The 17,100-nt window shown below is 72.9% G+C and carries 10 protein-coding genes; 8 read left to right on the forward strand and 2 right to left on the reverse strand.

All coding sequences use genetic code 11. From position 1 onward, the window contains the following. The first annotated feature begins 282 nt into the window (after nt 1-282). A complete protein-coding gene (locus ACQF4J_RS05275) occupies nt 283-2,700 on the forward strand; it encodes a GH92 family glycosyl hydrolase (protein WP_427164777.1) in 2,418 nt (805 codons plus the stop codon). 39 nt (nt 2,701-2,739) lie between these two features. On the opposite strand, the gene ACQF4J_RS05280 is transcribed toward ACQF4J_RS05275, so the two are convergent. Continuing rightward, complete coding sequence (locus tag ACQF4J_RS05280; RefSeq protein WP_351563921.1) at nt 2,740-3,297, reverse strand: AAA family ATPase; 558 nt, start codon at nt 3,295-3,297, stop codon at nt 2,740-2,742. A gap of 102 nt (nt 3,298-3,399) precedes the next feature. Between ACQF4J_RS05280 and ACQF4J_RS05285 the strand changes: the two genes are divergently transcribed. After that, nucleotides 3,400-5,076, forward strand: a complete 1,677-nt coding sequence (locus ACQF4J_RS05285; RefSeq protein WP_427164778.1) for a dolichyl-phosphate-mannose--protein mannosyltransferase — start codon at nt 3,400-3,402, stop codon at nt 5,074-5,076. 15 nt (nt 5,077-5,091) lie between these two features. Here ACQF4J_RS05285 and ACQF4J_RS05290 read toward each other — a convergent pair whose 3' ends face one another. Further along, nucleotides 5,092-5,724: a GNAT family N-acetyltransferase gene (locus tag ACQF4J_RS05290; RefSeq protein WP_427164779.1), complete on the reverse strand. Its 633-nt coding sequence runs from the start codon at nt 5,722-5,724 to the stop codon at nt 5,092-5,094. Nucleotides 5,725-6,130: 406 nt separating this feature from the next. Here ACQF4J_RS05290 and ACQF4J_RS05295 point away from each other — a divergent pair, with 406 nt between their 5' ends. From ACQF4J_RS05295 to ACQF4J_RS05320, 6 genes are all read left to right on the forward strand, one after another. Continuing rightward, nucleotides 6,131-8,731 (forward strand): SpoIIE family protein phosphatase, encoded by a 2,601-nt coding sequence (locus tag ACQF4J_RS05295; RefSeq protein WP_351803743.1) that lies wholly within the window; start codon nt 6,131-6,133, stop codon nt 8,729-8,731. A 675-nt stretch (nt 8,732-9,406) separates the two neighbouring features. Beyond that, the gene (locus ACQF4J_RS05300) at nt 9,407-12,202 is read left to right on the forward strand and encodes a SpoIIE family protein phosphatase (RefSeq protein ID WP_427164780.1); all 2,796 of its coding nucleotides are present in this window, start codon (nt 9,407-9,409) and stop codon (nt 12,200-12,202) included. A 154-nt stretch (nt 12,203-12,356) separates the two neighbouring features. Continuing rightward, nucleotides 12,357-13,202: a chitosanase gene (locus tag ACQF4J_RS05305; RefSeq protein WP_351563932.1), complete on the forward strand. Its 846-nt coding sequence runs from the start codon at nt 12,357-12,359 to the stop codon at nt 13,200-13,202. Nucleotides 13,203-13,339: 137 nt separating this feature from the next. Continuing rightward, entirely contained in the window at nt 13,340-14,704 is a 1,365-nt protein-coding gene (locus ACQF4J_RS05310; protein WP_351803747.1) for an FAD-dependent oxidoreductase, read from the forward strand. A gap of 176 nt (nt 14,705-14,880) precedes the next feature. After that, nucleotides 14,881-16,041 (forward strand): FAD-dependent monooxygenase, encoded by a 1,161-nt coding sequence (locus ACQF4J_RS05315; protein ID WP_427164781.1) that lies wholly within the window; start codon nt 14,881-14,883, stop codon nt 16,039-16,041. 28 nt (nt 16,042-16,069) lie between these two features. Then, on the forward strand, nt 16,070-17,035 hold the full coding sequence (locus ACQF4J_RS05320; protein WP_351563938.1) for a DUF1152 domain-containing protein: 966 nt from the start codon (nt 16,070-16,072) through the stop codon (nt 17,033-17,035). Nucleotides 17,036-17,100 lie beyond the last annotated feature (65 nt).

A 17,100-nucleotide genomic window follows, 5' to 3' on the forward strand; every position in this document is an offset into this window, starting at 1 on the left:
ATCATGGGCCATCCGGCCGGCCGACGGGCCGGCCGCGGCGCAGGCTCCCGCGCAGGGACGCCGGGCGGCCCGCCGCCCCTGTGGGCGACGCCCCAACGCCCCGGCACCCCGGCACCGGCTCCTGACGCACCGCCACCCCGACGCCCCAACGCCCCACCGTTCACCCCGTCTTCACCACCGCGCCCCGGCCGACTCTCCCCTTTCACCTGGCGGCCTCCTAGCCTTGCGCGCGGCCCGGAAGCGGTCCGGGTCCTCGTTCCGTCACCGAGAGGCGACTCACGCATGCGCCTGCAACGACCGCGCGCGGCACGACGATTCGGCGCGAGATCCGCGGCCGTCCTGATCACCACCGCCCTCGCCGTGGGCGTTCCGTTCCCGTCAGCGGGTGCGGACGGCCCCGACGAGCGCCCGTCCTCGCTCGTCGATCCCCTGATCGGTTCCGCCAACGGCGGCAACACCTACCCCGGCGCCACCCTGCCGTACGGGATGATCGCCTGGTCACCGACCAGTACGACCGGGGACCAGACGAGCACGGGAGCGGCCAACGGCTACCAGTACGGCGTCACCCGCATCCGCGGCCTGAGCCTGACCCATGTCAACGGCGCCGGCTGCAACCCGGGCGCCGCGGGTGACGTACCGATCATGCCGTTCGTCGGCGACGTGACCTCGTCGCCGTCCGCGGACACCAAGGACGCCGTCTACGCGGCCGACTTCACGCACGCCGACGAGAAGGCGACACCCGGCCGCTACACCCTGGGCCTGGCGTCCGGCGCCAAGGCGGACCTCGCGGTCGGCGAGCGCGCGGGCGTCGCCGACTTCACCTTCCCCGCCGACCGTCCGGCCAACCTGCTCTTCCGGGTCTCCAACTCCCTCAACGGCAGCGAGGACGCGCACGTCGACATCGACGCCGCGCACCGCAAGGTGACCGGCTGGGTGCTCACCGGCGCCTTCTGCGGCCGCCGCGCCAACGGCGGCGTCAACAACCGAAAGAGCTACTACCGGCTGTACTTCAGCGCGTCCTTCGACCGCGCCTTCTCCTCCACCGGCACCTGGAGGGACGGCACCCTCTCCCCCGGTACGACGTCCGCCTCCGGAGGCGAGGGATACGCGACGGGCGCCGAGCGGGCGGGGCGCGGCTCGGGCGGCTGGGTCGGCTTCGACACCCGCTCCGACAACGATGTCCACATGCGGATCGGCATCTCCTACGTCAGCCTCGGGGGCGCCGAGGCCAACCTGCGCGAGGAGATACCGGCGCACGCGAGCGTCCGGCAGGTCGCCGACGCGGGGGCGCGGGTCTGGGACCGGGAGCTGACGGCCGTACGCGTGCGAGGGGGCGGCGTCGCACGCCGGCAGTCCTTCTACACCGCGCTGTACCACGCCCTGACGCAGCCGAACCTGATCAGTGACGCCGACGGGCGGTACTGGGGCATGGACCAGCAGGTGCACCGGCCGGCGCCCGGTCAGCGGGCGCAGTACAGCAACTTCTCCGGCTGGGACCAGTACCGGGCGCAGATCCAGCTGCTCGCCCTCCTCGAGCCCACCGTCGCGGGCGACTTCGCCCAGTCCCTGTACAACTTCGCGCGGCAGAACGGCGGGGTGTGGGACCGCTGGGTGCACGTCAGCGGTGCCACGCATGTGATGACCGGCGACCCGTCCGCGGCGACACTGGCCACCTTCTACGCCATGGGGGTGCGCAACTTCGACTACGAGGGCGCCTTCGACTCCCTTGTCCGGCAGGCCACCGTGCCGCATCCCGACGGCCTCTCCGACGCCGGCTGCCCGGGGCAGTGCGTCGGCCAACGCCCCAATCTCGCGCAGTACTTGAGCTCGCACTACGCGGCGCAGGACGTGTGCCACTGCTGGGGCGGGGCGGCCGAGACCCTGGAGGACGCCGTCGCCGACTCCGCGCTGGCGCGGTGGGCGCGGCTGCTGGGCCGGGACACGGAGGCGAAGGTCTTCACCGAGCGGGCCGCGTACTGGCGCAACGTGTTCGACCCGGCCACCGGATACGTCCGGGCTCGCAGGCTCGACGGCTCCTGGGTGACCCCGTTCAGCCCGGGGAGCGACTTGGGCTTCGCGCAGGGCACGAGCGCGACCTACACCTGGATGGTGCCGCAGGACGTCCAGGGCCTGGCCGAGGCGATGGGCGGCCGGGAGGCGGCGGCGACCCGGCTGGACGGCTTCTTCCACAACGCCGACGGTTCCTGGTCCGTGCGCGGCGGCGACCCGTTGCGCTACGACCCGACCAACGAGCCCGGCATCCACGCCCCTTGGCTGTACAACGCCCTGGGACAGCCGTGGAAGACGCAGGCGACCGTCCGCCGGATCGTCGACACCGTCTACGGCACGGGCCCGTCGGGCCTGCCCGGCAATGACGACCTGGGCACCATGTCCGCCTGGTACGTCTTCGCCGCCCTCGGCATCTATCCGCAGACGCCGGGGACCGCGAACCTCCTGCTGGGCGCCCCGGTCTTCCCGGCCGCGGTGGTGGACCGGCCGGGCGGCGCCGACCTCGTGATCACCGCGCCGCGGGCCGACGACGCGCACGCGTACATCGACGCCGTACGGCTCGACGGGCGCCCTCTGCAACGGTCGTGGACGGGCGCCGGTCTGCTCCGCACCGGTGGCCGGCTCGACTTCCGGCTGGTCGAGCAGCCGAACACCGAGTGGGCCACGAACCCCGGAACGCTGCCGAAGTGAGCCGTCCCGAAAGCTGATCGGGGGCACGGCGGCCGTCCGTCACATGCGGCGGGCGGCGGCGAACGCCGCGATCTCGTCGAGCGCGGGGGCGTATCCGCGGGTGGTGTCGACCTCGAGGGACGGCACGTCGAGGGAGACCCGGTCGAAGGCGTCGTAGTCGCGGGCATGTTCCTCGGGATCGTCGTAGGAACGTTCGCCGTGCGCCCACCGCAGGGGCGTGTCCCGAAGCCGTCGGCGCCTGCGGTGCAGCACCACGCGGGCGTCCGCCCGGCAGTGGACGACCCGGATGTCGGCGAGACCCAGCAGGGGTCGCAGGCCCGGGCGCCAGACGCGGTCCTGGAACGCCGCCTCCGCGACGGTGGTCACGCCGGCCCGGAGAAGCACGTCGAGGACGCCGAAGAACGTGGACAGCGTGCGCATGCTCAGTTCGTCCCCGGGACCGGGCACGAAGCCGGGCGTCGCGTGGACCATGCCCTCCTTGATCTCGTCCCGGCAGACGGCCGGGCAGCCCACCAGGCGGGCGAGCTCGTGGGCGAGGGTCGTCTTGCCGCTTCCGGGCGGGCCGCCGACGACGATCAGGGCGGGACGGGAGAGCACCCGCCCAGTCAAACAGACGACACGCGGGGGCGGTTGAGGATCATCGCCGTCTCTGTCCGGGAGATCGTCACGGCTCGTACGCGCGTTCCCTACGATGATCCGATGACCAGTGACACCGGAGTCGACGAAGACGTGCGCGCGGCCGTCGTGCCCGAGGCCACCGCATGGGCCGCGCGACTGCGGCGGTTCGGCTGCCCGACCCTCCCCCGCGCCGACACCCGCGCGCGTCTGATACCGCCCTTTCCCCGCCCCACCGGCCGGACGGGAGCCGCGATGGGCTGGCTCGGGCCGGTCCTCGTCGGCGTCCTCGCCGGGGTGCTCCGCTTCTGGCGGCTGGGACAGCCCCGGGCGGTCGTCTTCGACGAGACGTTCTACGCCAAGGACGCCTGGTCGATGCTGCGGCACGGCTACGAGGGGACCTGGCCGGACCGCAAGATCGCCGACCCGCAGCTGCTGGCCCACCCTCAGGTGATCCCGCTCTCCGACACCGCCTCCTTCGTCGCGCACCCGCCGATGGGGAAGTGGGTGATCGCCCTCGGCGAGGGGCTGTTCGGGCTGGGCCCGTTCGGCTGGCGGTTCATGACGGCGCTGCTCGGCACGCTGTCGGTCCTCATGCTGTGCCGCATCGGACGCCGGCTGTTCCGGTCCACGGCGCTGGGCTGTCTGGCCGGGGCCCTGATGGCCGTGGACGGCCTGCACTTCGTGATGAGCCGCACCGCGCTGCTCGACATCGTCGTCATGTTCTTCGCGCTGGCGGCCTTCGGTTGTCTGCTGATCGACCGCGACCGGTCCCGGGCCCGGCTCGCGGCCGCGCTGCCGCTGCGTGAGGACGGTTCGGCCGGGCCCGACCACGACGCGGGCACGCACACGCGCCTGGGCCTGCGCCCGTGGCGGCTCGCGGCCGGCGTGTTCCTGGGGCTGGCGGCCTCCAGCAAGTGGAACGGCCTGTACTTCCTCGTGTTCTTCACCGCCCTGACCGTGCTGTGGGACGTCGGCGCACGCCGGGTCGCCGGCGCGTACCGCCCGTACCGGTCGGTGCTGCGCCGGGACCTCGGCTGGTCCGTGCTGTCCCTGGTACCGGTCGCCGTGGTGACGTATCTGGCCACCTGGACGGGATGGTTCCTGTCCGACAAGGGCTACGACCGGCACTGGGCGGACGGCCGCGGCGGCGCCTGGTCCTGGGTCCCGGCCCCGCTGCGCAGCCTGTGGCACTACGAGTACCTCGTCTACCAGTTCAACGTGAACCTGCACTCCCCGCACAAGTACCAGTCCAACCCATGGAGTTGGCTGGTCCTCGGCCGGCCCGTGTCCTTCTACTACGAGACTCCGCAGCCGGGGCAGCAGGGCTGTCACAGCACGTCCCCGTGCTCCCAGGAGATCCTCGCGCTGGGTACGCCACTGCTGTGGTGGACGGCCTGCGCCGCGCTGGTCTACCTGCTCTTCCGGTGGGCGCTGCGCCGCGACTGGCGGGCGGGGGCCGTGCTGTGCGCGGTGGCGGCCGGCTATCTGCCCTGGTTCGGCTTCCAGGACCGGACGATCTTCTCCTTCTACGCCGTCTCGTTCGTGCCGTACCTGTGCCTGGCCGTCGCGATGCTGGTGGGCGCCCTGCTGGGGCCGCCGCGGGCGGGTGAGGGACGGCGCGTGGTGGGCGCGGTGGCCGCGGGGGCGCTGGTGCTGCTCATCGCCTGGAGCTTCATCTACTTCTTCCCCCTGTACGCGGGCCAGGCGATCCCCTACGCCGACTGGCACGCGCGGATGTGGCTGGACACCTGGATCTGATGGCCGTACGGCACCTCAGAGGGCGTCCAAGTCCCCCGTCGTACGCCCCAGATACGTGACCGGGCCGGGGTCGGGCACCTCGATCTCGTGGAAGCCCAGGCGGTCGTAGAAGGCCCGGGCCGGTGTGTTGGCCGTGACCATGCACAGGTGGACGGCGGCCACCTCCCGGTCGCTCAGCGCCTGCAGGAGGGCCCGCATCAGCGCGCGGCCGTATCCGCGGCCCTGCCAGCCGGGGAGCAGGTCGATGTGCAGGTGGGCTGGATAGGCGGCGACTTCGGGGACGATCATCCGCTCGGGCCGGTGCAGCAGCAGGACGATCGCCTCGTCGGGGTTCTTCGGCGGTTCGGCGGGCTCCGGGTAGCGCTCCGCGACGAGGGGCAGCCACTTGGCGCGGAACTCCGCGACGTAGCGCGGGGTGTCGGCGGTGCCGACGATGTAGCCGACCGCCTGCCCGTGCCCGTCGTCGAGAACGAACGCCAGCTCGGGTTCCAGATGGGCGTAGGGCGCCGCGAAGGCCGCCGGGAAGATCGACGGGTCCGCGTAGACGCCCCGGCTGTCCTGGCCGACATGGGCGGTACGGACACAGATGTCATCGAGGGCCGCACGGTCCTCGGGCCGGTAGGGGCGAACGATGGGAGTCGAGGTCACCGCAGCATCCTGACTCTCTGGGAGCGCTCCCACAAGGTCCTGTGAACCAGGTGGCCGACCACATTCCGGTTCCGGCACCGTGCCCCCTCGTGCGCCGGCTCCTGCCCTTCGCTCGGCACCGGAACCCGACTCGGACGCGGGCGCTTGCCATCCGCCGGGCACCGGACCGCTCGGGAGATCCCGCGGGGTGGGTCCCCGCGCGGCCGCCCGAGGCTCCCGCGATTGGCGCAAAAGTCCCTGGTCCGAGCGCGCCGGGAGCGCTTCGCGGGCGCCCGGCGCGTTCCCTTGCAGCGCCTCTCTCACTCACGTCGCCGGATCCACACCGTCCGCCCGGGTGCGCCCGGGGCCCCTGGTGGCGCATTCTTGCTGTGTCATCCGCTAGGGCGGCACGGACGAGGTAGGGCCGATGACTGGGAGCGCGGAGGACGCGGACCGGACGTCCGGGCAGCTGGCCACGCTGCTGATCGACGCCTCGGAAGAGGCGATCGGCGTGGCCAGCGGCCATTCCGGGGGCATCTATCTGCGCTCCGGCACGCCCGGACTGCTGCGGCTGGCGGTACTGGCCGGACTGCCCGGCCCGCTGTTCCGGCCCTGGTGGCGGATGCACGTCGACCGGCCCTTCCCGGTGGCCGACGCCTACCGGCTCGGCGTACAGGTGGTGCTGCCGAACGCCACCGAGACAATGCGCCGCTATCCGCAGTTCGCCGCCGGGCTGCCGTTCCAGTTCGGTTCGCTCTACGTCCCGGTGGTGGGCGGGGGGACCACCTACGGCGTGCTCACCGTGCTGCGCCCTTCCGCCGCGGACGCCGCCGAACTGATGCACCACCGCGACCGCATGGCCGCGGTGGCCGAGGACCTGGGCGCGGCCCTGCTTCGGCTGGAGAGCGGCCGCGGCAGCCCGCCCGTCGCCTGGGACGGCGAGCCCATGTGCGTACGACCGCCCGGCACCCGCCCGCCGGCCGGGCGGGCCGGGGGGTTCGCCTGGGATCCGGTGACCGACGTGGTGACGGTCGACGAACGGCTGCCCGCGCTGCTGGGGGTGCCGGGCGAGGAGTTCGGCCCCGGTGTGCACGCCCTCGCCGAGGCCGTCGCCCCGGCCGACCCGTCACGGGTGCTGGCGGCGCTGCGGGAGACCGCGGCGGGCAGACCACCACCCCTGCCGCTGTACGTGCGAGCCGCGGACGAGGCGCTGCGGCTGGTGGAGCTGTGGAGCCCGTACGCCGCGCCCTCCCCGCCCGGCACACCGTCGGGCGCCCACCCGGTCCGGGGCTTCGTCGTCGATCCGGGACCCGGAGCGGCGGCCGACGCGGCGGCCGACCTGCTGCCGGACGGTGTCCTGTGCCTGGACCGGCTGGGGGTGATCCACTACGCCAACCCGCGAGCCGCTCAGCTCCTGAACAGCACCCGGGCCGAGCTGCTCGGCCGCTCGCTGTGGGAGGGCGTGCCCTGGCTGAACCAGCCGACCTGCGAGGACCACCTGCGCGGTGCTCTGCTCTCCCCGGAGCCGGTGCGCTTCCACGTCGCCCGCCCGGCCGGCGCGAGCGCCGACCCTTCGCTCGAAGAAGACGCCGACGGAACGCCGTACGAGGGCGCCTGGCTCGATGTGTGCGTCTTTCCGGGTCCCGACGTCCTCGCGTGCACCTTCCGCCCGGCGAGCCGGGTCGCCGAGGCCGCCGGGCTGCCTCCCGCGGCCGAGCCGGAGGAGACGGTCCCCGAGGCAGCGCCCCGCGCCGCGTCGCTGGCCCCGCTGTACCGGCCCATCGTCCTGGCCATCGCGCTCACCGAGGCGGTGACGGCGCGCCAGGTGGCGGCCGTGGTCATGCGGGAGCTGCTGCCCGCGTTCGGCGGCCGCCGCCTCGCCATCTACCTGTTGCAGGACCGGCATCTCTACCTCGCCTGGGAGAACGGCTTCCCCAAGGGGTTCCTGACCCCCTTCGAAGGTGTGGGGCTGGACGCCCATCTGCCCGGTGTGGAGACGCTGACCAGTGGCCGGCCGCTGTTCTTCGACTCGATGCAGCAGCTGACGGACGCCTACCCCGGCATCCCGCTGGACGCCACTCGCGGAGCGCGCGCCTTCCTGCCGCTGATCGCCTCCGGCCGGCCGGTCGGCTCCTGCATCCTGGGCTTCGACGTGCCGCGCACCTTCAGCACCGATGAGCGCGCGGTGCTCACCGCGCTCGCCGGACTGATCGCCCACGCCATGGAGAAGGCACAGCGCTACGAGAGCGAGGCCGCGCTGGCCCGCGGGCTGCAGCAGGCCCTCCTCCCCCGCCGGCTGTCCGTCCATCCGCAGGTCGACACCGCCGGACGCTATCTGCCGGGCACCCAGGGCATGGAGGTGGGCGGCGACTGGTACGACGTCGTGGAGGCCGGTGACGGTCTGGCGCTGGTGATCGGCGACGTGCAGGGGCACGGGGTGTCGGCCGCCGCTACGATGGGGCAACTGCGCAGCGCGGTGAGGGCGTTCGCGCTCGGCGACCGGCCGCCCGACGAGGTGCTGAGCGGCGTCAACCACCTGCTCATCGACCTCGACCCCGGCCAGTTCGCGAGCTGCTGCTACATCCGGCTGGATCCGGCCTCCGGACTGGCCAGGGCCGCGAACGCCGGGCACCCGCCGCCGCTGCTGCGCCGTCCGGACGGTCACACGGAGGTCGTGGACCTGCCCGGCGGTGTGGTGCTGGGGGTGGACCCGCACGCCCGCTACCCGGTCACCGAGCTGCTGATCGAGCCGGGCGCGGTGCTCGCGCTGTACACGGACGGGCTCGTCGAACGGCCCGGCGTCGACATCGACGAGGGCATCACCGCGCTGCGCGTGGCCCTGGCGAGGGCGGGGGCCTCGGCCGCGCGTCCGGGCCGGCGACCGCTCGCCGGGGTCGCCGACCGGCTCACCGCCAAAGCCCGGCACACCGCCGACCGCCCCGACGACATCGCCCTGCTCCTCGCCACCCGCCGGGTAGCGGCACGCAGCCACCGCCGGGGCATCCACCCACTGCGCCCACCCACCTGAGGAACCCTTTCCTCACCGGCGACCACGACGCCGGGGGCTTCACCGCTGCCCTCCGGGGGCGTGCACCCCTGACCGCGCCCACACGGATCGCAAGGAGCCACCCCACGAGATCGCGGGCCCCCGCCTGCGCGGGAAGGCGGGACGCCGCCTGCACGGGAACGCGGGACGCCGCCCGCACGGGAGGGCGGAACGCCGCCCGCACGGGAACCCGGGACACCACCCGCACGGGAGGGCGGAACGCCGCCCGCAGGGGAACGCGAGACGCCGCCTGCGCGGGAACGCGCGCGCCCCCCGCGTGGGAAGGCGGGACACCACCCGCACGGGATCACGCCCCCGCCGGATCGCCGAACCCACCCGCACGGGACCCCCCACCGAATCGCCCGACACTCACCCGCACGGAAACACGCCCCCGCCGAATCACCGGACGCACGGCATCACGGCCACCCGAGATCGCCGGACGGCGGACGCAGGACGCAGGACGCAGGACGCCGGACGCACGGAGACATGGCACCGCACCCGCACGACATGGCCCGGCGCCGCCCACACGCGGTCACGGGACCACCCGCGCGGCATCGCGCCACACCCCCGATGACACCGCTTTCCGCCGGAAGGGCACCCCGTCACCCTCTGTGACGCCTCTCGCCTCCCGGGGCCCGGCAGTGTAGACATGGGCACATGGTCCGACTTCCGGACCGCTCCGGGACCCGGTCCGCTCACCGTCGTCCCGGCGGTCCCCGCGCCCGGCGCGGGGTCGACCATGCCCGCGCGGCCCACAGGCGGCATACACGGGCCGGTGCAGCCCGCACGGGCGGGCGCCCAGACCCCGCGGAGCCGAAACGGACGGGAAGACTGCGCTCGGCGCTGACCGGGCGGAGCGTCGCCGGGCAGGTGTTCCTCCTGCAGGTGGTGATCGTGCTGCTGCTGGTGGTCGCCGCGGTGGTCTCGCTGTACCTGCAGGCACGCCACGACAGCACGCAGGAGGCCCGCAGGCGGTCGGTCGCGGTCGCCGAGGCCTTCGCCAACGCGCCGGGCACCCGCGAGGCGCTGAGCAGCCCTCACCCCACGGCGATCCTGCAGCCCCGGGCGGAGGCTGCCCGCAAGGCGACCGGCGTGGACTTCATCGTCGTCATGAACACCGACGGCATCCGCTACACCCACCCCAAACCGAACCGGATCGGCAAGAAGTTCGTCGGCACCATCGCGCCCGCGCTGGCCGGCAAGACCGTGGTCGAGGAGATCAACGGGACGATCGGGCGGCTGGACCAGGCGGTCGTGCCGGTCAAGGCGCCCGACGGCAAGGTCGTGGGCCTGGTGTCGGCCGGCGTCACGACCCGCAACATCGGCGGCGCCGCCAACCACCAGCTGCCGCTCGTGCTGCTGACCGCCGCCGTCGCACTCGCCCTGGCCACGGGCGGCACGGCACTGGTGAGCCGACGTCTGCTGCGTCAGACGCACGGACTCGGGCCGCACGAGATGACCCGGATGTACGAGCACCACGACGCCGTGCTGCACGCCGTACGCGAGGGCGTGCTCATCGCCACCGGCGAGGGGCGGCTGCTGCTCGCCAACGACGAGGCGCACCGGCTGCTCGACCTGCCCGAGGACGCCGAGGGCCGGCACGTCCTGGAGCTGGGCCTGCCCGCGGACACCGCCGACCTGCTGGCCTCCGGTCGCGTCGCCACGGACGAGGTGCACCTGGTCAAGGACCGGCTGCTGGCGGTCAACCAGCGCCCCACCGACGTCCAGGGCGGCCCGCCCGGCAGTGTCGCCACCCTGCGTGACTCGACCGAGCTGCGCGCCCTGTCGGGCCGCGCGGAGGCGGCCCGCGAGCGCCTGGAGATGCTGTACGACGCCGGGGTGGGCATCGGCACCAGCCTGGACGTCACCCGCACCGCCCAGGAGCTCGCGGAGCTGGCCGTGCCCCGGTTCGCGGACTTCGCGACCGTGGACCTGTTCGACGCGGTGCTCGGCGGCGGCCAGCCGGAGGCGGTGACTCCGCTGCGCCGTACCGCGGTGAGCGGGATCCGCGAGGACGCGCCGCTGTATCCGGTGGGCCGCCAGCTCCGGTTCGTCGACACCTCGCCGCAGGCCCGCAGCCTGCGCTTCGAGCAGGCCGTGCTCGAACCGGACCTCGACCTGGCGCCGGGCTGGCACGCCCAGGACCTGGAGCGGACCGCACAGGTCGTGGACTACGGCATCCACTCGCTGATCACCGTGCCGCTGCGCGCCGGGTCCTCGGTGCTGGGCGTCGTCAGCTTCTGGCGCTCGGAGAAGCCCGAACCGTTCGACACGGAGGAGCTGGCCCTCGCCGAGGAGCTGGTGGCCCGCGCCGCGGTCTCCATCGACAACGCGCGCCGCTACACGCGCGAGCACAGCATGGCCGTGACGCTGCAGCGCAGTCTGCTCCCGCGCCGCCTGCCCGAGCAGTCGGCCCTGGACATCGCCTACCGGTATCTGCCCGCGCAGGCCGGGGTGGGCGGCGACTGGTTCGACGTGCTGCCGCTGTCGGGGGCGCGGGTCGCGCTCGTGGTGGGCGACGTCGTGGGGCACGGACTGCACGCCGCGGCCACGATGGGACGGCTGCGCACCGCGGTGCACAACTTCTCCGCGCTGGACCTGCCGCCCGACGAGCTGGTCGCGCTCCTGGACGAGTTGGTCGCCCGCATCGACCAGGACGAGGCGGCGCACGACGGCAGTGCCCCGGTCACCGGCGCGACCTGCCTGTACGCGATCTACGACCCGGTGTCCCGGACCTGCACCGTCGCCCGCGCCGGCCACCCGCCGCCGGCCCTCGTCCGGCCGGACGGCAGCGTCACGTTCCCCGACGTGCCGGCCGGTCCGCCGCTCGGGCTCGGCGGTCTGCCGTTCGAGACGGCCGAGCTGACCCTGGAGGAGGGCAGCCGTCTCGTCCTGTACACAGACGGGCTGGTCGAGGACCGGGACCGGGACATCGACGAGGGGCTCGACATGCTGCGCGGCGCTCTGGAGCGGGCCGGCAAGTCGCCGGAGGAGACCTGCCGTTCCGTGCTCGAGACGCAGCTGCCGTCCAAGCCCAGCGACGACGTCGCGCTGATCGTCGCCCGCACCCGGGCTCTGCCGGCCGACCGCGTCGCCGAGTGGGACGTGCCCCCGGACCCGGCGGCCGTCGCCGGGGTGCGGGCCGCGCTGAACCGGCACCTGGAGCAGTGGGGGCTCGACGAGCTGGCGTTCAGCTCGGAGCTCATCCTGAGCGAGCTGGTCACCAACGCGATCCGCTACGGCGCCGATCCCATCCACGTACGCGTGCTGTTCGACCGCACCTTGATCTGCGAGGTCTTCGACAGCAGCAGCACCTCGCCGCACCTGCGGTACGCGGCGATGACCGACGAGGGCGGCCGGGGTCTGTTCCTGGTGGCCCAGCTCGCCGAGCGCTGGGGCACGCGGTACACGCCGGCGGGCAAGGTCATCTGGGCCGAGCAGCCGCTGCCCTGAGCGGACTCCCTTCGTCGTTCCCTACGAAGTTGTCCCGGTTCCCCGCGAACTTCCCCGCAGTGGGTGTTCCTCACGGCCAGCTTCTGATAGGAAACCTTCCTATCAGAGTGAAGCACGGCCAACTCCCCACCCCCCACTCCCCTTTGGAGCACCCGTGAGAGACGCTTCCGACGGCACCGCCGTCAACACCTCGCGCCGCACTGTCCTCGCCCTGTTCGGCGCGTCCCTGGCGGCGGCCCCGCTGCTGCTGCGGCCCTCGCACGCCTCGGCCGCCCCGGCCGCCGCGGGCTGCGTGGGACTGGACGATCCCGCCAAGAAGGAGATCGCCATGCAGCTGGTGTCGAGCGCGGAGAACTCCTCGCTCGACTGGAAGGCGCAGTACAAGTACATCGAGGACATCGGTGACGGGCGCGGCTACACCGCCGGCATCATCGGCTTCTGCTCGGGCACGGGCGACATGCTCGACCTGGTCCAGCTCTACACCGACCGCAAGCCCGGCAACGTCCTCGCCAAGTACCTGCCGGCCCTGCGCCGGGTGAACGGCTCCGACTCGCACGACGGACTCGACCCCAACTTCCCCAAGGACTGGCGCAAGGCGGCCCAGGACACCGCGTTCCAGCAGGCGCAGAACGACGAGCGCGACCGCGTGTACTTCAACCCGGCCGTCAAGCAGGGCAAGGCGGACGGAATCGGCACGCTGGGACAGTTCGCGTACTACGACGCCATCGTCATGCACGGCGACGGCGACGACCCCACCAGCTTCCGCAACATACGCAAGCGCGCCCTGAACAAGGCGAAGCCGCCGGCGCAGGGCGGCGACGAGGTGACGTACCTCAACGCCTTCCTGGACGCCCGGGTGTGGGCGATGAAGCAGGAGGAGGCGCACAGCGACACCACCCGGGTCGACACCGAGCAGCGCGTCTTCCTGCGCAAGGGCAACCTGTGCCTGAAAACGCCACTGGACTGGAAGGTCTACGGCGACAGCTACCACATCGGCTGACGCCACCGGACGCACTCTGTGGGCTCATAAATTCGGCTTATGAGCCCATAGACCGGACCCGCGTACCGACTTAGGCTTGCCTTAGCTTAGGCTCCCTGTTCGAGTCGATCCATTCGCCGCTCGAAGGGAACCTGATCATGCCCCGCCCCCTGCGGGTAGCCATCGTCGGAGCCGGCCCCGCCGGGATCTACGCCGCCGACGCGTTGCTCAAGTCCGACGTGGCCGCCGAACCCGGTGTGTCCATCGACATCTTCGAGCGCATGCCCGCGCCGTTCGGCCTGATCCGCTACGGCGTCGCCCCCGACCACCCCCGCATCAAGGGCATCATCACGGCCCTGCACCAGGTGCTCGACAAGCCGCAGATCCGGCTGTTCGGCAACGTCGACTACCCGAACGACATCAGCCTCGACGACCTGCGTGCCTTCTACGACGCCGTGATCTTCTCGACGGGCGCGACGGCCGACCGGGAGCTGCGCATACCGGGCATCGACCTCGACGGCTCCTACGGCGCCGCGGACTTCGTGTCCTGGTACGACGGTCACCCGGACGTGCCGCGCACCTGGCCGCTGGAGGCCGAGAAGGTCGCCGTGCTCGGCGTCGGCAACGTCGCCCTCGACGTGGCCCGCATCCTCGCCAAGACGGCCGACGAGCTGCTGCCGACGGAGATCCCGCCGAACGTCCACGAGGGCCTGATGGCCAACAAGGCGCTGGAGATCCACGTGTTCGGCCGCCGTGGCCCGGCGCAGGCGAAGTTCTCGCCGATGGAGCTGCGCGAGCTGGACCACTCCCCCAACATCGAGGTCATCGTCGATCCCGAGGACATCGACTACGACGCGGGCTCGATCGAGACCCGGCGCGGCAACAAGCAGGCCGACATGGTCGCCAAGACCTTGGAGAACTGGGCGATCCGCGATGTCGGCGACCGCCCGCACAAGCTGTTCCTGCACTTCTTCGAGTCGCCCGTCGAGGTCCTCGGCGAGGACGGCAAGGTCGTCGGGCTGCGCACCGAGCGCACCGCCCTGGACGGCACCGGCAACGTCAAGGGCACCGGCGAGTTCAAGGACTGGGACGTCACCGCCGTCTACCGCGCGGTCGGCTACCTGTCCGACAAACTCCCCAAGCTGCCCTGGGACATCGACTCGGGCACGGTCCCGGACAAGGGCGGCCGGGTCGTCCAGGAGTCCGGTGAGCACCTGCAGTCGACGTATGTCACCGGCTGGATCCGGCGTGGCCCGGTCGGCCTGATCGGCCACACCAAGGGCGACGCCAACGAGACGGTGGCCAACCTGCTGGCCGACTACGCGGGCGGCCGTCTGCAGACCCCCGCCGCGCCCGAACCCGCGGCCGTGGACGCGTTCCTCGCCGACCGGAACGTCCGCTTCACCACCTGGGAGGGCTGGTACCGGCTGGACGCCGCCGAGAAGGCGCTGGGCGAGCCGCAGGGCCGCGAGCGCGTGAAGATCGTCGAGCGCGAGGACATGCTCCGGGAGAGCGGCGCCTGAGATCACGCGAGCCGGTGGGGCCACGCGCAACGGACGGCGTGGCCCCACCGGCTTCTTGCGTGTCCACGGCGTGAACCCCTCTGATCGCCGCCGTCGGCGGAACCTCCGCCGTCTGCGCGACGTTCTCACAGGTGCGCGTACGACCACGGGGGCCGTACGGACACACGGGGGTGGGCGTGGCTCGGGTGCTGGTCATCGGTGGCGGGATCGCGGGCGCGGCGACGGCTCTGGCACTGCACAGGGCGGGGCTGGACGCCCGTGTGTACGAGGCCCATCCGGACTCGGCCGAGGACCTGGGCGCGTTCCTCACCCTGGCGAGCAACGGGATGCGCGCACTGGCCGCGCTCGACGCCTCGACCGTCGTCACCGCGCTCGGCTTCCCGCTGACCTCGATGCGGGTCCTGGACGGCACGGGCGCACAGCTCGCGCGGGTGCCGCTCGGCGAGGCGGCCGACCCGCTCCTGCGCTACCGGTGCCTGCGCCGCGGCGACCTCGGCTCCGCGCTGCAGGCGGAGGCCGCCCGCGGCGGCGTCGCCTTCCGGCACGGGGCACGGCTCGTCTCCGTCGAGGACGGCACGGACGGCGTCACCGCCCGCTTCGCCGACGGCACTTCGGCGAGCGGCGACCTGCTGATCGGCGCCGACGGCCTGAACTCCGCCGTCCGCGCGACGATCGCGCCCGCCGTCCGGCCTTCCTACGCGGGCCAGCAGGTCTTCTACGGCTACACCGGCGCCGCGGGGCTGCCCGCGGGGGACGCGTGCATCACGATGGTGCGCGGCAGCGCGGCGGCCTTCGGCTTCGCGGTCTCCCCCGACGGGGAGACGTACTGGTTCGCGCGGGTGAGCGGCGACCCGCTGCCCGCCGAGAAGACCGGCGGCGGCACGCCCGCCGGATGGCGCGAGACCCTGCTTCCGCCGCTCCGCAAGGACGACACCCCGGCGGCGGACATCGTCACGGCCACCGGCGACGACGTCCTGGTCACCAACGCCACCGAGATCCCGCCCGGCAGCCCCTGGCGCGCGGGCCGCGTGCTGCTCGTCGGCGACGCCGCGCACGCGGCCTCCCCGGCCACCGGCCAGGGCGCGTCGATGGCACTGGAGGACGCGGTGGTCCTCGCCAAGTGCCTGCGCGACGTGCCGGACACGGACGCGGCCCTCGCGCGCTACGAGGAGCTGCGCCGACCGCGCGTGGAGCACAACATCACCGTCAGCGGCAACATCTCCCGCGGTGTGAGCTCCGCGTCCCCGGCCGACCGGGCCGCCGCGCCCGCACGCCCCGGCGAGGAGGAGCTCGTGCCCCTGCTGGACTGGACGGCCGGTCTTCCCGCACGGCCCTGAAACCCCCTCGGCCTGTTACCGTCCCCCGGTGTTCACCCTCACAGAACCCCCCTTCTTCACTCTTCTGCGCGATGCGCGGCGGGTTCTCGTCGCCGGTGCGGGCGGCGGATTCGACGTGTACGCCGGCCTTCCGCTGGCCCTCGCGCTGCGGTCGGCGGGCAAGGAGGTCCATCTGGCCAACCTGTCCTTCGCCGACCTGTACGGCCTCGACCTGGACGTGTGGCTGGAGGCGGACGTGGCGGCCGTCCGGCCCGACACCCCCGCGCGCGGCGACTACTTCCCGGAGCGCACACTCGCCCGCTGGCTCGAACGGCAGGGGCTGCCGGCCACGGTGTACGCGTTCCCGCAGACCGGGGTCCAGCCGTTGCGCGCCGCCTACCGCGCGCTCGTGGCGCATCTGGGCGGAGTGGACGCCGTGGTGCTGGTGGACGGCGGCACCGACATCCTGATGCGGGGCGACGAGCACGGACTGGGCACGCCGGAGGAGGACATGGCGAGCCTGGCCGCCGTGCACGGCATGGACGAGATACCCCAACGGCTGGTCGCCTGCCTGGGGTTCGGGGTGGACGCCCACCACGGGGTCAATCACTCCCTGGTGCTGGAGAATCTGGCCGCGCTGGACCGGGAGGGCGCCTATCTCGGCGCGTTCTCCCTGCCGCGCGAGAGCCGCGAAGGAGCCCTCTACCTCGACGCGGTGGCCCACGCCCAGCGCGCCACGCCGGAGTACCCGAGCATCGTCAACGGCTCCGTCGCGGCCGCCGTGCGCGGCGACTTCGGCGACGTCCGCTTCACGGAACGGACCAAGGACAGTGAACTGTTCATCAACCCGCTGATGTCCCTGTACTTCTGCGTGGACGCCGTCGGCCTGGCCCGCCGCAACCTCTATCTCGACCGGCTGGAGAGCACCGCGCTGATGCGTCAGATCAGCACCGCCGTCGCGGACTTCCGCGGCAGCCTGCCGCGTCAGCGGCCACCGCGGGCCTATCCCCACTGACCACGGCCGGGCAACCGGACGGCGCGATTTCGGTGAACTGGCCACGCAAATCGGTCCCGTCGCAT

The organism is Streptomyces sp. C1-1 (assembly GCF_050214755.1).
Lineage (GTDB): Bacteria > Actinomycetota > Actinomycetes > Streptomycetales > Streptomycetaceae > Streptomyces.

Bases quoted from the DNA above. Each gene is read 5' to 3' on its own strand.
- ACQF4J_RS05275 (WP_427164777.1), top strand. From the start codon at position 283: ATGCGCCTGCAACGACCGCGCGCGGCACGACGATTCGGCGCGAGATCC.
- ACQF4J_RS05285 (WP_427164778.1), top strand. From the start codon at position 3,400: ATGACCAGTGACACCGGAGTCGACGAAGACGTGCGCGCGGCCGTCGTG.
- ACQF4J_RS05295 (WP_351803743.1), top strand. From the start codon at position 6,131: ATGACTGGGAGCGCGGAGGACGCGGACCGGACGTCCGGGCAGCTGGCC.
- ACQF4J_RS05300 (WP_427164780.1), top strand. From the start codon at position 9,407: ATGGTCCGACTTCCGGACCGCTCCGGGACCCGGTCCGCTCACCGTCGT.
- ACQF4J_RS05310 (WP_351803747.1), top strand. From the start codon at position 13,340: ATGCCCCGCCCCCTGCGGGTAGCCATCGTCGGAGCCGGCCCCGCCGGG.